Genomic DNA, 17,943 nt, shown 5'->3' on the forward strand with positions numbered 1-17,943 from the left:
GGGCCACGAAGACATGGGACGACGCCGTCCGCTGGTGCGGCGGCGTCCCCACCCGTGGCAGCAGGCGTCACCTCCGGTCGCGGATGGCCGCCGAGGGCATCGACACGTCTCACTTCCCCAGTAACCGGGTCCGGCACAGCGAAGCGACGCTCAGGAGACTCGCGGCGGAGTCCACGAGCGTGGCGGAGGTCGTACGGCGCTTGGGCATCAGTCCGGTGGGCGGCAACCAGGCGCACATAGGCCGACGGATCAGGGCGCTCGGCATCGACACGAGTCACTTCGCACGAGGACCCAGGAAGCGCGGCAATAGGCCCCCGAAGGAGAGGCTGGTGCTGAGCTCGGCCGCCGCCGGGCGCACACCTGGGGAAGCGCTGCGGCGATGGCTTCTGCTGTCCGGCAGACCGGAGACATGCGCGATGTGTGGAACGGCCGGCGAATGGAACGGCAGGCCGCTGCGTCTCCAGGTGGACCACAGGGACGGTCACTGGTGGGACAACCGACCCGAGAACCTGCGCCTCCTCTGCCCCAACTGCCACGCGGTCACGGACACCTTTCGCGGCCGTCGCCGGTCCGGCTCCACGGAGCGCCGGCCTCCCCTGGCCCGCGCGGCCCTCGCAGAGGCCGTGTCCGACGCCGGCAGCATGGTGGAGCTTCTCCGGATCCTGCGCGTCCCGGACTCGGAAGCGGCTCGGGCGCGGGTACGACGCGACATCGCCACACATGGCCTGGACGCCTCGCACTTCGCCGGTCAAGGCACTCACAGGGGACGGTCGCGTGCCCGCCTGTCCGCGAAGGCGATCCTCAGCCCTTCCCGACCGGGCACTCCCCGCCGGAAGACTTACATGTTGCGCAGGGCATTGAGTGAGCTCGGCGTCGAAGCGGTGTGCGTGATGTGCGGGCTCGGGGACAGGTGGCGGGGCAGGAGGCTCGTCCTGGAGATCGACCACATCAATGGCGACCGACTCGACAATCGCATCGAGAACCTGCGCTATCTGTGCCCTTCGTGCCACACGCAGACAGTCACCTACGGTGGTAACAAAACGCCTCGCCGCTCCAAAGCCGCCGTCGCGCCGCAACACCGCCCGGCGAGGCGGCGGGCTGCCGCCCCTGCCGTACCGCGGCCTCGCAAGCCGGAACCGACCGAGGAGGAACGAGCCGAGCTGAAGGCTGCCGTCGCCGACTCCGCCGGCTGGGCAGACCTCGTACGGAGGCTCGGGCTGCGGGCCAGCACGGGCAGGAGGCGGACGCTGCAGAAGCGTGTTGCCGACCTGGGTTTGGACACGAGCCACTTCAAACAGCGCAGCGCTTGGCGCACCTATGCCGACGACTCGATCGCCGAGGCGGTGGCGTCATCGGAGTCGATGCGAGAAGTGATCGACAAGCTGTGCGTCCGGATCAGTGTCGGCGCGCTCGCTCACATTGCACGCCGCATCGAAGCCATGGGCATCGACACCAGTCACCTCGCGGACCTCCGGGACGGCGCGCAGGAGTTGCCGTTCACCAGGGAGGAGCTGAGGTCAGTCGCTGATTCCCGTCGCAGTGTGCGGGAGGTCGCACGCCGACTGGGCATCTCGGACGACACCCGGTCACGGAAGGCTCTGGGCAGGATGCTGGAGAAGCACGGCCTGGCGCCGTGACCCGACGATCGCTGGACAGCGTCTACCGCTACCATTGCGCAGCGGGCGCCTGTACTCCAACTGGTTAGAGAGACTAGTCCTAGGAACTAGGGGTTCTCGGTTCGAATCCGAGCAGGCGCACAAGGTAAATAGAGCCCTCGGCCCTCGCTTCGAAGGCGGAGGGCTCTATTGCGCGGTCAGCCCGCCAGCTCCGCGATCGCCGGGACCAGGGCGCGGAAGGCCTTGCCGCGGTGGCTGATCTCGTTCTTCTCCCGCGGGGATAGTTCCGCGCAGGTGCGGTCGTGGCCGTCGGGCTGGAGGATCGGGTCGTAGCCGAAGCCGTGCGTGCCCGCGGGGGCCGTGCGGAGCGTGCCGCGGAGTTGGCCTTCGACGACGCGTTCCGCGCCGTCGGGGAGGGCGAGGGCGGCTGCGCAGGCGAAGTGAGCGGCGCGGTGGGGGTCGGAGATGTCGCCGAGCTGGGCGAGGAGCAGGTCGAGGTTGGCCTGGTCGTCGCCGTGGCGGCCGGCCCAGCGGGCGGAGAAGATGCCGGGGGCGCCGCCGAGTACGTCGACGCAGAGTCCGGAGTCGTCCGCGATGGCGGGGTGGCCGGTGGCCTGCGCGAGGGCGTGGGCCTTGAGCAGGGCGTTCTCGGCGAAGGTGACGCCGGTCTCCTTGACGTCGGGGACCTCGGGGTAGGCGTCGGCGCCGACGAGCTCGTGGGGGAGGCCGGCGTCGGCGAGGATGGCGCGGAGTTCGGTGATCTTTCCGGCGTTGCGGGTGGCGAGGATCAGGCGGGTCATGCGGTCCAACCTATCCGCCGCCCGCCATGCCCCGTGCGGCCCGTCCCGCCCGGCCTGCACGTTTGGACGGGCGCACCGCTTTCGCCGTGCGCCCGTACCCTGTACGACGCTTGGGAGCCCTTCTTGGTTCCCGCTTTACCTTGCGAGCGGGGCGGCGAGCACCTCGTTCTGAATGCGTGCCAGGTCGGCGCAGCCCGCGGTGGCGAGGTCGAGCAGGGAGTTGAGTTCCTTGCGGTCGAAGGGCTCGGCCTCGGCGGTGCCCTGGATCTCGACGAAGCGGCCGTCGCCGGTGCAGACGACGTTCATGTCGGTCTCGGCGCGCACGTCCTCCTCGTAGCAGAGGTCGAGGAGGGGCGCGCCGTCGACGATGCCGACGCTGATGGCGGCGACGGTGCCGGTGAGGGGCTTGCGGCCGGCCTTGACGATCTTCTTGCCCTGGGCCCATGCGACGGCGTCGGCGAGGGCGACGTAGGCGCCGGTGATGGCGGCGGTGCGGGTACCGCCGTCGGCCTGGAGGACGTCGCAGTCGAGGACGACGGTGTTCTCGCCGAGTGCCTTGTAGTCGATGACGGCACGCAGCGAGCGGCCGACGAGGCGGCTGATCTCATGGGTGCGGCCGCCGATCTTGCCGCGTACGGATTCGCGGTCGCCGCGGGTGTTGGTGGAGCGCGGCAGCATCGAGTACTCGGCGGTGACCCAGCCTTCGCCGCTGCCCTTGCGCCAGCGCGGCACGCCTTCGGTGACGCTCGCGGTGCAGAGGACCTTGGTGTCGCCGAAGGCGACGAGGACGGAGCCCTCCGCGTGCTTGCTCCATCCGCGTTCGATGGTGACGGGGCGGTGCTGTTCGTGGGTTCGGCCGTCGATACGAGACATGGCGCCGAGCCTATCGGGCGCGTGGGGGCGTTTCGTCCGGGTGCGAGGGGGCCGGGGGCCGCCGCTCCCCGGGCGCCCGGGGAGCGGCGTGGCCGCTGTCAGTCCATCATGTCCTCGATGTCGGAGGCGATGGGGTCGGCGTCGGTGCCGATGACGACCTGGATGGCGGTGCCCATCTTGACGACTCCGTGGGCGCCCGCGGCCTTGAGCGCGGCCTCGTTGACGAGGGAGGCGTCTTTGACCTCGGTACGCAGGCGGGTGATGCACCCCTCGACCTCCTCGATGTTCTCGAGCCCGCCGAGTCCGGCGACGATCTTCTCAGCCTTGCTGGCCATTGGCTTCTCCCTGAGTCACTGAGGTGCCGGCGTACCGGCGGCGTACCGGCGGCGCGTGCACGCGCCCGCATGCCTTCGTACTGACGTATCACCATTTTGGATATTCCCGCACGGTAACGCACGGTTGGCCCATCTCTCCGGGCGCGTCACCGCCTGGTGCCGAAGGATGTCGATCATCGGCGGATCGCGAGCGTTCCACAACTGGTCTACACCATTATTGCCGGGAGGGATTCCATGAGTGTCGACGGGGCGGCACTGGCGCCGTCGTCCACCCCCAGGACGCCGCCGCGCGCGCCCTGGTGGAACACCCTGTTCCAGGGCATGCAGAAGATGGGCAGGAGCCTGCAGCTCCCGATCGCCGTGCTGCCGGCCGCCGGCATCCTGAACCGGCTCGGCCAGCCGGACGTCTTCGGCGCCGACGGCCTCGGCTGGGACAGCGTCGCCAGGGTCTTCGCGGCCGGGGGCGGCGCGCTGCTCGACTCGTCGCTCGGCCTGCCACTGCTGTTCTGCGTCGGTGTCGCGATCGGCATGGCGCGCAAGGCGGACGGTTCGACGGCGCTGGCCGCGGTCACCGGCTTCCTCGCGTACTACGCCGTGCTGCACGCGTTCCCCGCCGGCTGCCCCGGTGGCGCGGCGTACTCGGGAGCCGGCATCTGGTCGGGTGTCTGCGTGGACCCGCGCGGCACGGCGGTGACGCAGGCGGCATACCAGAACCCGGGCGTCTTCGGCGGGATCGTGATGGGCCTGCTGACGGCGTGGCTGTGGCGCCGCTTCCACCGGGTGAAGCTGGTGGACTGGCTCGGATTCTTCAACGGCCGCCGCCTCGTGCCGATCATCATGGCGTTCGTCGGTCTCACGGTCGGCTCGCTCGCCGTGGGGGCGTGGCAGCCGATCGGCGACGGGCTGACGGCGTTCTCCAAGTGGCTGGTGGACGCGGGCTCGTGGGGCTCGGGGATCTTCGGCGTGGCCAACCGAGGACTGCTGGTGTTCGGGCTGCACCAGTTCCTGAACACGTTCGTCTGGTTCCAGTTCGGCAGCTACACGGAGCCGAACGGGACGGTGGTGCACGGTGACGTGAACCGGTTCCTCGCGGGCGATCCGACGGCGGGCCAGTTCACCACGGGCTTCTTCCCGATCATGATGTTCGCGCTGCCCGCGGCGGCGCTGGCGATCTACCACTGCGCCAGGCCGCACCGCAGGAAGGCGGTGGGCGGCCTGATGCTGTCGGTGGCGCTGACGTCGTTCGTGACGGGCGTCACCGAGCCGATCGAGTACTCGTTCCTGTTCGTCGCGCCGCTGCTGTACGCGGTCCACGCGGCGCTGACCGGTGTGTCGATGTTCGTGAGCTGGCGGCTGGGCGCGAAGGACGGCTTCAGCTTCTCGGCGGGGCTGATCGACTACGTCATCAACTGGGGCCTGGCGACGAAGCCTTGGCTGCTGATCCCGATCGGGCTGGCTTTCGGGGTGGTCTACTACACGCTCTTCCGTGTGCTCATCACGAAGCTGAACCTGCCGACTCCCGGGCGCGAGCCCGACGATCCCGAGGATCCAGAGAGTTCCGAGGGTTCCGAGAAGGCGTGAGCCGGGCCACATTTCGGCGGCGCGTCCGGTGCTACGGCGGGGTCCGCGCGGGCTCCCCTCCGCGTGTGGCGAACGCCTCACGACCCCGCTGACCTGCGGCGGCTTCGTCCGGTTACGCTTCAGCAGAGATCTTTATGCAGTCCATATGCGAGGGTTCCACGACGGAGCCACCCCGTGTTACAACAGGTCTAAACCACTGAATGGTTTAGACCTGTTTTTCATGGGGCGGGTGTGTGCGCCGCGTTCCCTGTGCATGGAGGAAGTTGATGAGTACGGCCACCGCCCCGGCGGCCCCCGCGAAGAAGCGGGGCTCCGGACTGTTCCAGGGGCTCCAGAAGGTGGGCCGCAGCCTCCAGCTGCCGATCGCCGTGCTGCCCGCCGCCGGCATCCTGAACCGCCTCGGCCAGCCGGACGTCTTCGGCGCCGACGGCCTCGGCTGGGACAACGTCGCCAAGGTCTTCGCGGGCGCGGGCGGCATGCTGCTCGACGCGTCGCTCGGCCTGCCGCTGCTGTTCTGCATCGGCGTCGCCATCGGCTTCGCCAAGAAGTCGGACGGCTCGACCGCCCTCGCCGCGATAGTCGGCTTCTTCACGTACTACGCCGTGATCCACCAGTTCCCGATCAAGGACGGGATGGGCGGGGCCACTTACATATCCAACGGCCTGCTGTCCGGCGAGTGGCAGAAGGGCTCCGTCGTCACCAACGCGTCCTTCCAGAACCCGGGCGTGCTCGGCGGCATCGTGCTCGGCCTGCTGACCGCGGTGATCTGGCAGCGGTTCCACCGCACCAAGCTGGTCGAGTGGCTCGGCTTCTTCAACGGCCGGCGCCTGGTACCGATCATGATGGCGTTCGTCGGCACGGCGCTCGGCGTCGTCGCCGTGGTGGGCTGGCAGCCCATCGGTGACGCGATCACCAGCTTCGGCGACTGGATCACCGGACTCGGCGCCGTGGGCTCCGGCATCTTCGGCCTCGTCAACCGCGGCCTGATCCCGATCGGCATGCACCAGTTCGTCAACACGGTTGCCTGGTTCCAGCTCGGCGACTTCACCAACCACGCGGGCGTCGTCTCGCACGGCGACATCAACCGCTTCCTCGCGGGCGACCCGAGCGCCGGCCTGTTCACCTCCGGCTTCTTCCCGATCATGATGTTCGGCCTGCCGGCGGCCGCGCTCGCGATGGCGCACACCGCGCGCCCCGAGCGCCGCAAGGCCGTGCTCGGCATGATGCTGTCGCTCGCCGCGACGTCGTTCGTGACCGGCGTCACCGAGCCGATCGAGTTCTCGTTCATGTTCATCGCGCCGCTGCTGTACGGGCTGCACGCGGTGCTGACGGCCATTTCGATGTTCGTGACCTGGTCGCTGGGCGTGCACGACGGCTTCACGTTCTCCGCGGGCGTCATCGACTACGCGCTGAACTGGAATCTCGCGACCAAACCCTGGCTGATCATCCCGATCGGGCTGGTGTTCGGCGTCGTGTACTACGTGGTGTTCCGCTTCGTGATCGTGAAGTTCGACCTCAAGACCCCGGGTCGCGAGCCGGACGACGAGGTCGAGGACCTCACCAAGTAGCGGCAGCCGAGCCGCCGGTCGCACTGGGGGGCTACGCGCCGGCGCGTAGCCCCCCAGTGCGCTAGATCTCGTAGACCGCGCCGGGCACCGCGAGCTCCGACGGACCGTCGTAGGCCTCGCGCGCGTCCGCGAGGTTGCGCCGCGCGTCCGTCCACGGCGGTACGTGCGTCAGCACCAGGCGCCTCGCACCGGCGCGCGCGGCGTGTTCGCCGGCTTCCCTGCCGTTGAGGTGGAGGCCCTCGATGTCCTCCTTGCCGTAGGTGAAGGCCGCTTCGCACAGGAACAGGTCGCTGTCGCGCGCCAGCTCGACCAGCGCCTCGTCGGCTCCCGTGTCCGCGGAGTACGCGAGGGACGTGCCGCCGTGCTCGACGCGGACGCCGAACGTGTCGACGGGGTGGGCCATCCGCTCGGTGCGCAGCGTCAGCGGGCCGATGTCGAACACGCCCGGCTTCAGGGTGCGGAAGTCGAAGACCTCGCTCATCGACTTCTCGCTCGGGGTGTCGTCGTAGGCGGTGGTCAGCCGCTGCTCCGTGCCCTCGGGGCCGTAGACGGGGATGGCGTCGCAGCGCCCGCCCTCGTACCGGTAGTAGCGGGCGACGAAGTACGCGCACATGTCGATGCAGTGATCGGCGTGCAGGTGGCTCAGGAAGATCGCGTCGAGGTCGTAGAGACCGATGTGGCGCTGCAGCTCTCCGAGGGCTCCGTTGCCCATGTCGAGGAGCAGCCGGAAGCCGTCGGCCTCTACGAGGTAGCTGGAGCAGGCCGATCCCGCGGCGGGGAAGGAGCCCGAGCAGCCGACGACGGTGAGCTTCATGGAGCGTGAACCTCCGTGGCGTTCAGTGGTGGGCGACGGGGGTCGATCTGTCACGGAGCGTACGCGTAGGGTGACGTCCCGTGCGGGTCGCGCTGTTCAACAGGGGTCGTGCGGGGGCCTTTCGATCTGTCGAGCGTAAGGCGCGAAGAGAGCGGTCGCTTCCCCACAGCGGCGCGTTGTGGGGGAAGTCACCGGCAAGACCACTCTTCCCGGTGTCCGGGTACCGTCGGGCCATGACGTCGTGGTGGTGGGTGGCCCTGATCGCCGTGGTGGCCGTCGCGTTCGTCGCCTCGGTGGTGGACGGGCGGGTACGGGCGGCCGAGAGCCGCAGGCAGCGGCGCGAGCGCATGCGGTCGCGGCCGCCGGGCCGCAGCGAGGTCCGGCGCGCGGGCAGGCCGCGGCCCGGGGAGATCTGGTGGGCCGACGTGCCCTACGAGGACGGTCCCGGCTCGAAGGACCGGCCGTGCCTGGTGCTGGCGGTGCGCGGGTCGAGCGTGAAGGTCGCCAAGATCACCACGAAGCACCACGCCGAGAGGCCGGGCGTGATCCCGCTGCCGGCGGGCACGGTCGGCGACAGCCGGGGGCGGCCGAGCTTCCTGGAGACGGACGAGGTGCGCGAGGTGCGTGCGAGCGCGTTCCGCAGGCGCGCCGGGGCGGCGGACCCCGCCCTGTGGGACCGGGTGCGCCGCCTCGTGTGACGGGTGTCAGGGCTGCCGGCGCCTCACGCCCAGAGCTGGCCCTGGAGGGTCTCGATCGCCTCTTCCGTGGTGGCGGCCGTGTAGACGCCCGTGGAGAGGTACTTCCAGCCGCCGTCGGCGACGACGAACACGATGTCGGCGCTCTGTGACGCGGCGGCGGCCTTCCTGCCGACGCCGAGCGCCGCGTGCAGCGCCGCTCCGGTCGACACGCCCGCGAAGATGCCTTCCTGCTGGAGGAGTTCGCGGGTGCGGGTGACGGCGTCGGCGGAGCCGACGGAGTACCGGGTGGTCAGCACCGACGCGTCGTACAGCTCGGGCACGAACCCCTCGTCGAGGTTGCGCAGCCCGTAGACGAGGTCGTCGTAGCGCGGCTCGGCCGCGACGATCTTGACGTCGGGCTTCTTCTCGCGCAGGTAGCGGCCGACGCCCATCAGCGTGCCCGTCGTGCCGAGCCCGGCGACGAAGTGGGTGACGGACGGCAGGTCGGCGAGGATCTCGGGGCCCGTGGTCGCGTAGTGCGCGCCCGCGTTGTCGGGGTTGCCGTACTGGTAGAGCATCACCCAGTCGGGGTTGCGTTCCGCCAGTTCCTTGGCGACGTGCACGGCGGTGTTGGAGCCGCCCTCGGCCGGGGACGGCACGATCTCGGCGCCCCACATGCCGAGGAGGTCGCGGCGCTCCTGCGAGGTGTTCTCCGGCATGACGCACACCATGCGGTAGCCCTTGAGCCTGGCCGCCATGGCGAGGGAGATGCCGGTGTTGCCGCTGGTCGGTTCGAGGATCGTGCAGCCCGGGGTGAGCCTGCCGTCCTTCTCGGCCTGCTCCACCATGTGCAGGGCGGGCCTGTCCTTGACGGAGCCGGTCGGGTTGCGGTCCTCGAGCTTGGCCCAGATCCGCACGTCGGCGGAGGGCGAGAGGCGCGGCAGCCGCACGAGGGGCGTGTTGCCGACGGCCGCGAGGGGGGCGTCGTACCGCATCAGGCCATGCGCTTTTCGAGCGCTCCGCCGGCCACGGCCGGGAGGATGGTGATGCTGTCGCCGTCGCCGACCTTCGTCTCGATGCCGTCGAGGAAGCGGACGTCCTCGTCGTTGAGGTACACGTTGACGAAGCGGCGCAGCTGGTCGCCCTTGTCGGCGTCCACGATGCGGTCCCGGATGCCCGCATGGCGGGTGTCGAGGTCCGCGAAGAGCTCGGCGAGGGTGGAGCCGCTGCCCTCCACGGCCTTGGCTCCACCGGTGTACGTGCGGAGGATGGTCGGGATGCGGACCTCGATGGCCATGGCGTCGGTCTCCTGTCGTCCTGTCGGGCGGTACCTGCTGGAGGGCGTTCCTGGGGTTCCGGGGTGTCCCGGTGGTGACGCGCGGCGCCGCCGCCTCCCGTACGGGTGGCGTGGCCGCACTGGGTGCGCGTGGTGGGTGAGCGACCCGCGCGGGGAGCCGGACTCAGCCGGCCGCGCCGGCGGGACAGATGGCGCTCGCCAGGCGGCACAGGTCGACGTGCAGCCGCGCCACGAGCAGCGGCGTGCTCGGCGTCTTGTCACTCACGTCAGGGGGAACCATGCGGTCATCGTATCGATTCCCGGCCCCGGTTCCCGCGTGTGATCCCGCATCGCGGACAGTGAGCGTTCGCGATGCGGACATGGCGTCCACTCGCGCCATCTCAGACGACCTCGACGTCCTCCTCGGTGACCTCGCCGTCCACGATGCGGTACGAGCGGAACTGGAAGGCTCCCGCGTCGTCGGCGTCCGCCGTGGAGACGAGGACGTAGTGGGCGCCCGGCTCGTTGGCGTAGGAGATGTCCGTGCGCGACGGGTACGCCTCGGTCGCGGTGTGCGAGTGGTAGACGATCACCGGCTCCTCGTCGCGGTCGTCCATCTCGCGATACAGCTTCAGCAGGTCACCGGAGTCGAACTCGTAGAACGTGGGCGAGCGTGCGGCGTTCAGCATGGGGATGAACCGCTCGGGCCTGCCGCTGCCGGCCGGGCCCGCGACCACGCCGCACGCCTCGTCGGGGTGGTCGCGCCGCGCGTGCTCGACGATACGGTCGTGCAGATCCTGGGTGATGGTCAGCATGGGGGAAATATAAGCGGGCCCCCTGGGCAGCCCATCAGGGCATCAGCGTCTCGACGAGCGTCTCCTGCAGCGCGCCGAGCCACAGGTACGCCATGACCATCGGCTTGCGCGGGTCGGAGTCGGGCAGCCGGTAGAGCTCGCCGCCCTCGTCCTCGTCGGTCACCTCCAGGCGGGTGCCGATGGTGAGCCTGAGGTCGTTCAGCGTGCCGAGCCACTGCTGCGACTCGTCGGGCGTCAGCTTCAGCATGCCGCCGCCCGAACCGTCGTCGGACACGCCGTCCAGGGTCCTGATCACGGCGAGCGCGTCGGTGCGCTTGCGTCCGCGCAGGTCGTTCTCCGTGAAGCGGCGGAACTCGGCGGAGTAGTCGCGCAGTTCGTCGGCCTCCTTGCCCGTCTTCCCGGACGTGCCGGACTCCCCGGGCTTCCCGTCCTCCTCCGGGGCCCCGTACGCGTCGGGGAACAGGCGCCGCAGCGCGGGGTCGGACGGCGGCTCGCTCGGGCCCTCGGTGAACAGCGAGGCGAGCGGGTCGTCGCTCTGCGCCGGGTCCTCGCCGGGGCCGATCAGCTCGGCGAGCTGCAGCGTCAGGGAGCGGAGGATCGAGATCTCGACCTCGTCCAGCTCGACGGCCGCCCCGCCGCCGGGCACCGGGTCGAAGTGGCCGGCCATCAGTCGCGGTCCTGGGAGAGGGTCGCCCACAGGCCGTACCCGTGCATCGCCTGCACGTCGCGCTCCATCTCCTCGCGGGTGCCGCTGGAGACGACGGCGCGGCCCTTGTGGTGGACGTCGAGCATCAGCTTGTTCGAGACCTCTTTCGAGTAGCCGAAGTACGTTTGGAAGACGTACGTGACGTAGCTCATCAGGTTGACCGGGTCATTGTGGACGATGGTCACCCAGGGCACGTCCGGTTCGGGAACGGCAGCGGTCTCCTCTGCCGACTCTGGTCGTGTGATCTCGGTCGGAGCAACACTCACGGTTCGGGACGACCTTCTCTTCCATGCCGGATGCCCTGCGGTCACGGTGTGCCGCGATTCACAGCCTCGGGTACCCATGCTGCCACCCGGGGGGCCTCGCCGCACAAACGGCCCGGTGACCCGCCGAAGCCGATTGCCCCGCGGCCGATGGTGACCGGCTGCGACCGGCCGTGACCGGCCCCTAGAAATCGTCACTCTGACGAGTAATGGGGGTAGCATCGTCATATGACCACTCCGGACCTGGGGCTGCCGGTGGACGTGCCCTCCACCGCCCTGTTCACCGACCAGTACGAGCTCACGATGCTGCAGGCCGCGCTGCGCGGCGGCACGGCCGACCGCCACTCGGTGTTCGAGGCGTTCACCCGGCGCCTGCCGGAGGGCAGGCGCTACGGCGTGGTGGCGGGAACGGGCCGCGTGCTCGACGCGGTGGAGAACTTCCGCTTCGACCCGGGCGTCCTCGGCTTCCTGCGCGAGCAGCACATCGTGGACGAGCAGACGCTGGACTGGCTGGCCGGCTACCGCTTCACGGGCGACATCTGGGGCTATCCCGAGGGCGAGGTGTACTTCCCCGGCTCGCCGATCCTGCGCGTCGAGGGGTCGTTCGCCCAGTGCGTGGTGCTGGAGACGGTGATCCTCTCGATCCTCAACCACGACTCGGCGATCGCGGCGGCCGCCTCGCGGATGTCGGCGGCGGCGGGCGGGCGCGGGCTGATCGAGATGGGCGCACGGCGCACGCACGAGCTGAGCGCGGTCGCCGCGGCGCGCGCCGCGTACGTCGGCGGCTTCGACTCCACGTCCGACCTCGCGGCCGGCTTCCGGTACGGCATCCCGACGGTCGGCACGAGCGCCCACGCGTTCACGCTGCTGCACGACTCGGAGCGTGACGCGTTCCAGGCGCAGGTCGACTCGCTGGGGCGCGGAACGACGCTGCTCGTCGACACCTACGACGTCGCGGAGGCCGTGCGCACGGCCGTGGAGATCGCGGGGCCCGAGCTCGGCGCCGTCCGGATCGACTCGGGCGACCTGCTGCTCGTCGCGCACCGGGTGCGCCAGCAGCTCGACGACCTGGGCGCGGTGAACACCAAGATCGTCGTCACCTCCGACCTGGACGAGTACGCGATCGCGTCGCTCGCGGCGGCGCCGGTGGACGCGTACGGCGTCGGCACGCAGCTGGTCACCGGCAGCGGGCACCCGACGTGCTCGATGGTCTACAAGATCGTCGCGCGCGGCCGGTCGGCCGACGGGCCGCTGCAGCCCGTCGCGAAGAAGTCCCTGGGCGGGAAGACGTCCATCGGCGGACGCAAGTGGGCGGCGCGCAGGCTGGACGGCGAGGGCGCGGCGGAGGCCGAGGTCGTCGGCACCGGTCCTGTGCCGCGCGACCTGGCCGAAAGGCAGCTGCTTGTGCAACTGGTCAAGGGCGGCGAGATCGTCACGCGTGAGCCGCTCGACGCGGCGCGCGACCGGCACATCGCGGCACGTGCGGGGCTGCCGATGTCCGCGATGCAGTTGTCGCGGGGCGAACCGGTGATTCCGACGGAATTCGTGTGACGATATGCGCTATGGCATGAACAGAGAGTGCCCGGGAAGAGATGAGTGGGGACGGATGGGGGAACTGCGGCCATGCATCGCGCACTGATCGTCGTCGACGTACAGAACGACTTCTGCGAGGGCGGCAGCCTCGCGGTGTCCGGCGGCGCGGACGTGGCCGCCGCGATCACGGAGCTGATCGGGCAGGCCACGGCGGGTTACCGGCATGTCGTGGCCACCCGCGACCACCACATCGACCCGGGCGGCCACTTCGCGAAGCCCCCCGCGACGCCGGACTACGTGCACAGCTGGCCGGTGCACTGCGTGGCGGGCACGGAGGGCGTGGGCTTCCACCCGAACTTCGCGCCCGCTGTCGCGTCGGGCGGGATCGGCGCGGTCTTCGGCAAGGGCGAGTACGCGGCCGCGTACAGCGGCTTCGAGGGCCGCGACGAGAACGGCACGGCGCCGGCCGACTGGCTGCGGGCGCGCGAGGTCACGGAGGTCGACGTGGTGGGCATCGCCACGGACCACTGCGTACGCGCCACGGCCCTGGACGCGGCGCGCGAGGGCTTCAGGACCCGCGTCCTGCTCGACCTGACGGCGGGCGTGGCCCGCGACACGACGGACGAGGCGCTCACGTTGATGCGCGCGGCGGGCATCGAACTCACGGGCAAGCCGGTGGTCCGCTAGCCCCCGGGCCCGGGAGCGCCGGCCCTGACCTAGGCCGGCCACCGCCCGCAGGCCCCTCCGGCCCCGCCGGAAGCCTCCGCCCCGTGGGGGCCGAGCGAGCGGCGTGGCCGCGTGCCCCGGGTGGGGCGGTGCCGGCGGGCGTTCCCGGGGCCAGGGCCGGGCGCGACGTCCCGCGGCAAGTGCCCCAGCCCGCCGAGCGGGGCTTCGGGCCCCGACGGGGCGGGCGCCGAGGCCCTCGGCGGGCGAACGCAGACTCACACGGCCGGCGCCCCCTGAGGGGGTGCCCAGAGGCTTGCGCGGCCCGCGCGGGAGGCGTCAACAGCACGCCGAGCGAGGCTCGGCCCCCGGCAGGAGCGGGGGACACAGGCCCAAACGGCCGACGCTGCCATGGCGAGCCGCCACAGGGCCCGCGCGGGGGGCGTCAACGGCCCGCCGAGCGGGGCTTCGGGCCCCGACGGGGGCGGGCGCTCCCGGAGCTCGGGGCGGGCGCCGAGACCCTCGGCGGGCGAACACAGGCTCACGCGGCCGGCGCCCCCTGAGCGGGTGCCCAGGGGTGCTGGGCGGCGGGCGCGTCAGCCGCTGGTGCGGACCCGTGGTGTGGCCGGGAGGTGGCGCCAGGGGGCCATGGGCTTGCGTGCCAGGCCGGGGCGCGCAGGGGCCGGCTGCCACGCGCGGCCTGGGCGGACGAGCGAGCGGATGGGCTGCCAGAGCGCGCTCGCGTCCCCCGGGCACTGCGGGGTGGGCCGCCAGAGCAGCCCCTCGGGGTGGTGCAGGACCGCGGTGACCTCGTCCGGGCTGGGTGGTTCGGCGTTCCCCCGCAGGTAGACCGCACGAAGACCGAGGTTGCGCAGCCTGGTCAGGGCGCGCGCCCGGTTCTCCGCGTGGACCAGGACTCGTACCGTGCTGCCGCCCTCGGCAGCGGGTCTCGGCACGGTCAGCGCCACCACCACTCTGCCATTGGGGAGCCTGCTGAAGCCTCCGCCTGCCATGATCGTTCCTCTCCCCCCGCTCCCCCCGCGAGACGTCGTGTCAATAAGAAATGCACAGCTGCACCTAAACACGATCGGCCGCCGCCCGCTAGAGGGCGACGGCCGATCACTGCTCTGACCTGCGGATTCAATCCTTAACGAGTCGACGGCCCCACATGAATTGTCATGCTCGCGCCACTGATGGGCTGGCCGACGAGGGTGATCCTGGTGTTGGTGTCAGGAACCTTGACGCTTCCCTCGGGGTTCGCCGGGTCCCAGTAGGAGCCCCGGTGGTCGTCGAAGGCGATGACCCCGCGCTGCGGCTTGATCCGCGTCGGCACGTCCGCCTTGTGCAGCGTGAGCGCCGGCGTCGGCCACCAGCTGAACGGCGCGTCGAACGCCTGGATCCTGTTGCGCATGACCGTCCCGTCGGACCACTTCAGGGCCTTCGGGTGCGCGTCCACGGGAAGGATCAGGCCCTCGCCCGGGTGCACGCTCGTGTTGTTGTCGGCCTGCGAGGTGTCCCAGTACCAGATCAACATGCCGTTCTGGTAAGGGAAGTGCTCGACCTTGAGATCGTTGGGCGCCGTGAAGCCGAAGTTGTACGGGCCGGTGCGCAGCGTCTTGTCGTAGCTCGTGTACTCGCGGTTCTCCACGATGTAGTACTGGTTGTAGTCCTTGCTGAAGGACCCGCCGATGCGCGAGAAGCCGTCCGTGGTCCAACCGGCGTCCGCACTCTCCGCGTTGTCGGTGAACAGCGCGGTGCCGTCGGCGACGACGCTGATCTCGTCGGCCGCGAACCCCTTCTGCGCCACGCCGCCGTCCGTCAGGTAGCGGAAGCGGAGGTCGATCTTCTTGCCGGCGTAGGCGTCCAGCGGGTACACGAGCTTCTTGTACGCGCCCGACGTTCCGGTCAGCGCCGGCTTGTCGCCGCCGTCCCTCGGGATGGCCGCGCCGTCCGCCGTGCCGTCCAGCGGCGTCCAGTCGGCGCCGCCGTCGGTCGAGACCTCGGCGTACAGGTAGTCGTAGCCGTTCTCGATGTCCCACCAGCCGTCGAGCGTCAGCGAGGCCGCGGACTTGCCGGTGAGGTCGACGGAACGGGTCAGGGTGTTCTTGAGGTTGTCACCCATGCCGCTCCACCACTGCGTGGATCCCTGCGCGGGCTCCACGACGGTCGTGGTCTTCTCCTTCTTCGGCAGGTTCACCACCAGGGCCTGCGGCCTCTTCGTGTTGTACTCCGAGACCCCGAGCCTCACCGTGGACCTCGTCGCGGCCTTGGCCTGCGCGTAGTTGAGCCAGCCGAGCTGCAGCTTGTCCCACGCGGTCATGTCGCCCGGCATGTCGCCGATCGCGTTCTTGCCGGTGCCGAGCCACGAGCCCGAGGACATCAGGTCCCAGAAGGCGGTCGAGTTGTCGCCGCCCGCGGTGTCGTAGTTGTCGGGCAGGCCGAGGTCGTGGCCGTACTCGTGGGCGAAGACGCCGAGTCCGCCGTTCTCCGGCTGCATCGTGTAGTCGCCGACCCACATGCCGGTGTCGCCGATCTGCGTGCCGCCCGCCTTGTTGTCCGCGGGGCCCGTGGCGCCCGCGTCCGAGCCGTACGCGTACCAGCGGTGCGCCCAGATCGCGTTGTCGGCCTGGACGCCGCCGCCGGCGGACTCGTCCTCTCCGGCGTGCACGATCTGGAAGTGGTCGATGTAGCCGTCGGGCTCGTTGAAGTTGCCGTCGTTGTCGTAGTCGTAGCGGTCCCACTTGTCGTACTGCGCCAGGTCCGCCTTGATCTCGGCGCTCGACTCGCCCTTGGCCTTCTGGTCCGCCACCCAGGCGTTGACGCCGTCGCGCACCGCGTCCCAGACGGACGGGCAGGTGGTGCTGCCGCAGTAGTCCGAGCCGTAACGGGCCTCGTTGTACGGGATCTTGACCCAGTCGGTGACCTCGCCGTCGACGGAGTAGCGGCCGGAGGACTGCTTCTCGTAGTACGTCTTCAGCGATTCCCGCTGCTTGCCGGTCTTGTCCTTGCCCGTGCCGAAGTACAGGTCCTGGAAGTGCTGCTGGTTGTAGTCGGCCTGCCAGGCGGTGGAGTTGTCGACCTTGCGGTTCGGCTCGGCTATCTGGTTGTGCGACGGTCCCGGGTTGCCGCCGTACTGCGTCACGGGCGGCTTCGGGCCCGGGCCGTCCGGGTCGTACTTCGTCGTGTTGTCGACCTTGTCGCCGAACTCGACGAGGATCGTGAAGATCCGGTCGGTCTTCTCCCTGCCGAGCTCGACGTACTTGCCGCCGCCGAGCTTCACCACGCTGGAGCCGCCGCGCTCGACGGCCTTGCGGTGCCCGGAGAGCACCTGGTCGAGCGCCGCCTTGCGCTCCTTCGTCTGCTCCTTGGTGAAGGGGCCCGGCAGGTTGTGCTCGACATCGCCCGCCTGCGGCGCCGGGTCGCGTCGCTGCACCTGGGCGGCACCCGAACGCGACCCCGCCGCGGGGTTCTCCTGCGCCTGCGCCGTGCTGAAGGCGGAGGCCGTCGCCGCGGTCGCGGCGACCGCCACGATCACCGCCGCCGCACGTCTCGCCCGTCCTGTCCTGATCACTCGCTGGTGTCCTCCCCCGCGCCCGCGCCTGAGGACCGTCCTTGTGGGCGTCCGTTCGGCCGGTGCGCGCCTTTACGCGACCTGTGCGCGTTCTGTACGCGGTTCAAGTGGCGCCATTGGACCGGAGTTGACGAAAAAATGACAGTCTTGACTTGTTCACGACGATTCCGCTAAGGAAAGCGGAAGATCGGCTGATCATCCGTTGGTCTTCGGCGCCACAGGGCGGGCCCCGCGCCGAGCGGCGGGCGCACCGCACGGACTTGCGGGCGTCCGCATGAACCTGTGCGCCCCCCGTGCATCGGCACCGTGGGTGAGGTCACGCTTACCGCACGTCCCTCGGGGCATTCACCGTCGTAGAGTCGCCCGACACGTGCGACCCGCGCGCATCCACCCTGACCTCAGCACCGTCCAGAAGCCGATGTCCTGCACCGTCGATCGCCGGCCGCACCCCGAGGCGCCGGCACATGTTCCGAGGGACGGAAACGCCATGCCGCGTCCGAACGCCGCACAGCTCGCCTATGGTTCAGCCACCGTCATCTGCTCAGCCCTCGCCATGCTCCTGCTGACCGGTGTCCCGAGGGGCGCGGGCGTGGTGGTGATCGGCGTCGTGGCCCTCGGGCTGGGCCTGCTGGTGGCCCTGACGGTGCCGATGCCGCACCGTGCGCGGGCGGCCCGCGAGGCGGCCGCGTCCGCGTCCGCCGTGGCGGCCCTCGCGGAGACGGCCGCGGAGTCCGCCATGGCCGCACCGCCGGCGGGCGCCCGCGCGCGCCGGCCCCATGCGGGCGCACGGACCCGCGCCGCACGCGTGGAGCAGCACTCGCTGGGGCGCTGACCGGGGCCGGCGGGCCCTCG

The 17,943-nt window shown here is 70.6% G+C and carries 19 protein-coding genes and 1 tRNA gene; 8 read left to right on the forward strand and 12 right to left on the reverse strand.

Going from position 1 to position 17,943, the window contains the following annotated elements; translation table 11 throughout:
- Positions 1–329: 329 nt before the first annotated feature.
- Together IH48_RS37505 and IH48_RS0124250 are read left to right on the forward strand one after the other, a co-directional pair.
- Positions 330–1,637, forward strand: a complete 1,308-nt coding sequence (locus tag IH48_RS37505) for an HNH endonuclease (RefSeq protein ID WP_324604326.1) — start codon at positions 330–332, stop codon at positions 1,635–1,637.
- Positions 1,638–1,682: 45 nt separating this feature from the next.
- Positions 1,683–1,757: transfer RNA gene (locus IH48_RS0124250), tRNA-Leu, on the forward strand.
- 56 nt (positions 1,758–1,813) lie between these two features.
- Here IH48_RS0124250 and rdgB read toward each other — a convergent pair.
- The 3 genes from rdgB to IH48_RS0124265 form a co-directional block, all read right to left on the reverse strand.
- Positions 1,814–2,416 (reverse strand): RdgB/HAM1 family non-canonical purine NTP pyrophosphatase, encoded by a 603-nt coding sequence (rdgB, locus tag IH48_RS0124255; RefSeq protein ID WP_030908485.1) that lies wholly within the window; start codon positions 2,414–2,416, stop codon positions 1,814–1,816.
- 135 nt (positions 2,417–2,551) lie between these two features.
- Positions 2,552–3,289: a ribonuclease PH gene (gene rph, locus IH48_RS0124260; protein ID WP_030908488.1), complete on the reverse strand. Its 738-nt coding sequence runs from the start codon at positions 3,287–3,289 to the stop codon at positions 2,552–2,554.
- A 98-nt stretch (positions 3,290–3,387) separates the two neighbouring features.
- A complete protein-coding gene (locus tag IH48_RS0124265; RefSeq protein ID WP_030908491.1) occupies positions 3,388–3,624 on the reverse strand; it encodes a glucose PTS transporter subunit EIIB in 237 nt (78 codons plus the stop codon).
- A gap of 234 nt (positions 3,625–3,858) precedes the next feature.
- Here IH48_RS0124265 and IH48_RS0124270 point away from each other — a divergent pair, with 234 nt between their 5' ends.
- Both IH48_RS0124270 and IH48_RS0124275 read left to right on the forward strand, forming a co-directional pair.
- Positions 3,859–5,205 carry a PTS transporter subunit EIIC gene (locus IH48_RS0124270; protein WP_030908494.1) on the forward strand — a complete coding sequence of 449 codons (1,347 nt, stop codon included), beginning with the start codon at positions 3,859–3,861 and terminating at the stop codon, positions 5,203–5,205.
- Positions 5,206–5,471: 266 nt separating this feature from the next.
- Complete coding sequence (locus IH48_RS0124275; RefSeq protein ID WP_030908498.1) at positions 5,472–6,773, forward strand: PTS transporter subunit EIIC; 1,302 nt, start codon at positions 5,472–5,474, stop codon at positions 6,771–6,773.
- Positions 6,774–6,834: 61 nt separating this feature from the next.
- Here IH48_RS0124275 and IH48_RS0124280 read toward each other — a convergent pair whose 3' ends face one another.
- Positions 6,835–7,587, reverse strand: coding sequence for an MBL fold metallo-hydrolase (locus IH48_RS0124280; RefSeq protein ID WP_030908501.1), 753 nt, complete (start codon positions 7,585–7,587; stop codon positions 6,835–6,837).
- A 233-nt stretch (positions 7,588–7,820) separates the two neighbouring features.
- On the opposite strand from IH48_RS0124280, the gene IH48_RS0124285 reads away from it, so the two are divergent.
- Positions 7,821–8,285 carry a type II toxin-antitoxin system PemK/MazF family toxin gene (locus IH48_RS0124285; protein WP_030908504.1) on the forward strand — a complete coding sequence of 155 codons (465 nt, stop codon included), beginning with the start codon at positions 7,821–7,823 and terminating at the stop codon, positions 8,283–8,285.
- A 23-nt stretch (positions 8,286–8,308) separates the two neighbouring features.
- Here the strand turns inward: IH48_RS0124285 and IH48_RS0124290 are convergent, their stop codons facing one another.
- The 6 genes from IH48_RS0124290 to clpS all read right to left on the reverse strand — a co-directional run bounded on the left by IH48_RS0124290 (position 8,309) and on the right by clpS (position 11,327).
- Positions 8,309–9,259: a PLP-dependent cysteine synthase family protein gene (locus IH48_RS0124290; RefSeq protein WP_030908507.1), complete on the reverse strand. Its 951-nt coding sequence runs from the start codon at positions 9,257–9,259 to the stop codon at positions 8,309–8,311.
- Positions 9,259–9,561: a MoaD/ThiS family protein gene (locus tag IH48_RS0124295; protein ID WP_030908510.1), complete on the reverse strand. Its 303-nt coding sequence runs from the start codon at positions 9,559–9,561 to the stop codon at positions 9,259–9,261. The genes IH48_RS0124290 and IH48_RS0124295 overlap by 1 nt, the downstream gene beginning before the upstream one ends.
- A gap of 163 nt (positions 9,562–9,724) precedes the next feature.
- Complete coding sequence (locus IH48_RS37510) at positions 9,725–9,841, reverse strand: putative leader peptide (protein ID WP_324604327.1); 117 nt, start codon at positions 9,839–9,841, stop codon at positions 9,725–9,727.
- A 100-nt stretch (positions 9,842–9,941) separates the two neighbouring features.
- Positions 9,942–10,355 carry a Mov34/MPN/PAD-1 family protein gene (locus IH48_RS0124305; protein ID WP_030908513.1) on the reverse strand — a complete coding sequence of 138 codons (414 nt, stop codon included), beginning with the start codon at positions 10,353–10,355 and terminating at the stop codon, positions 9,942–9,944.
- 34 nt (positions 10,356–10,389) lie between these two features.
- Positions 10,390–11,022, reverse strand: coding sequence for a DUF2017 domain-containing protein (locus IH48_RS0124310; protein WP_030908516.1), 633 nt, complete (start codon positions 11,020–11,022; stop codon positions 10,390–10,392).
- Positions 11,022–11,327, reverse strand: a complete 306-nt coding sequence (gene clpS, locus IH48_RS0124315) for an ATP-dependent Clp protease adapter ClpS (RefSeq protein WP_030908519.1) — start codon at positions 11,325–11,327, stop codon at positions 11,022–11,024. The genes IH48_RS0124310 and clpS overlap by 1 nt, the downstream gene beginning before the upstream one ends.
- 225 nt (positions 11,328–11,552) lie before the next feature.
- On the opposite strand from clpS, the gene IH48_RS0124320 reads away from it, so the two are divergent.
- Both IH48_RS0124320 and IH48_RS0124325 read left to right on the forward strand, forming a co-directional pair.
- Positions 11,553–12,875 carry a nicotinate phosphoribosyltransferase gene (locus IH48_RS0124320; protein WP_030908522.1) on the forward strand — a complete coding sequence of 441 codons (1,323 nt, stop codon included), beginning with the start codon at positions 11,553–11,555 and terminating at the stop codon, positions 12,873–12,875.
- 72 nt (positions 12,876–12,947) lie between these two features.
- On the forward strand, positions 12,948–13,544 hold the full coding sequence (locus tag IH48_RS0124325; RefSeq protein WP_030908525.1) for an isochorismatase family protein: 597 nt from the start codon (positions 12,948–12,950) through the stop codon (positions 13,542–13,544).
- Positions 13,545–14,116: 572 nt separating this feature from the next.
- Here IH48_RS0124325 and IH48_RS0124330 read toward each other — a convergent pair.
- Together IH48_RS0124330 and IH48_RS0124335 are read right to left on the reverse strand one after the other, a co-directional pair.
- A complete protein-coding gene (locus tag IH48_RS0124330; RefSeq protein ID WP_234434367.1) occupies positions 14,117–14,533 on the reverse strand; it encodes a hypothetical protein in 417 nt (138 codons plus the stop codon).
- Positions 14,534–14,667: 134 nt separating this feature from the next.
- Complete coding sequence (locus tag IH48_RS0124335) at positions 14,668–17,091, reverse strand: immune inhibitor A domain-containing protein (protein ID WP_030908531.1); 2,424 nt, start codon at positions 17,089–17,091, stop codon at positions 14,668–14,670.
- A 487-nt stretch (positions 17,092–17,578) separates the two neighbouring features.
- Here IH48_RS0124335 and IH48_RS0124340 point away from each other — a divergent pair, with 487 nt between their 5' ends.
- Positions 17,579–17,923, forward strand: a complete 345-nt coding sequence (locus tag IH48_RS0124340) for a hypothetical protein (RefSeq protein WP_030908534.1) — start codon at positions 17,579–17,581, stop codon at positions 17,921–17,923.
- Positions 17,924–17,943 lie beyond the last annotated feature (20 nt).

This window comes from Streptomyces sp. NRRL F-5126, assembly GCF_000721265.1.
Taxonomy (GTDB): Bacteria; Actinomycetota; Actinomycetes; order Streptomycetales; family Streptomycetaceae; genus Streptomyces.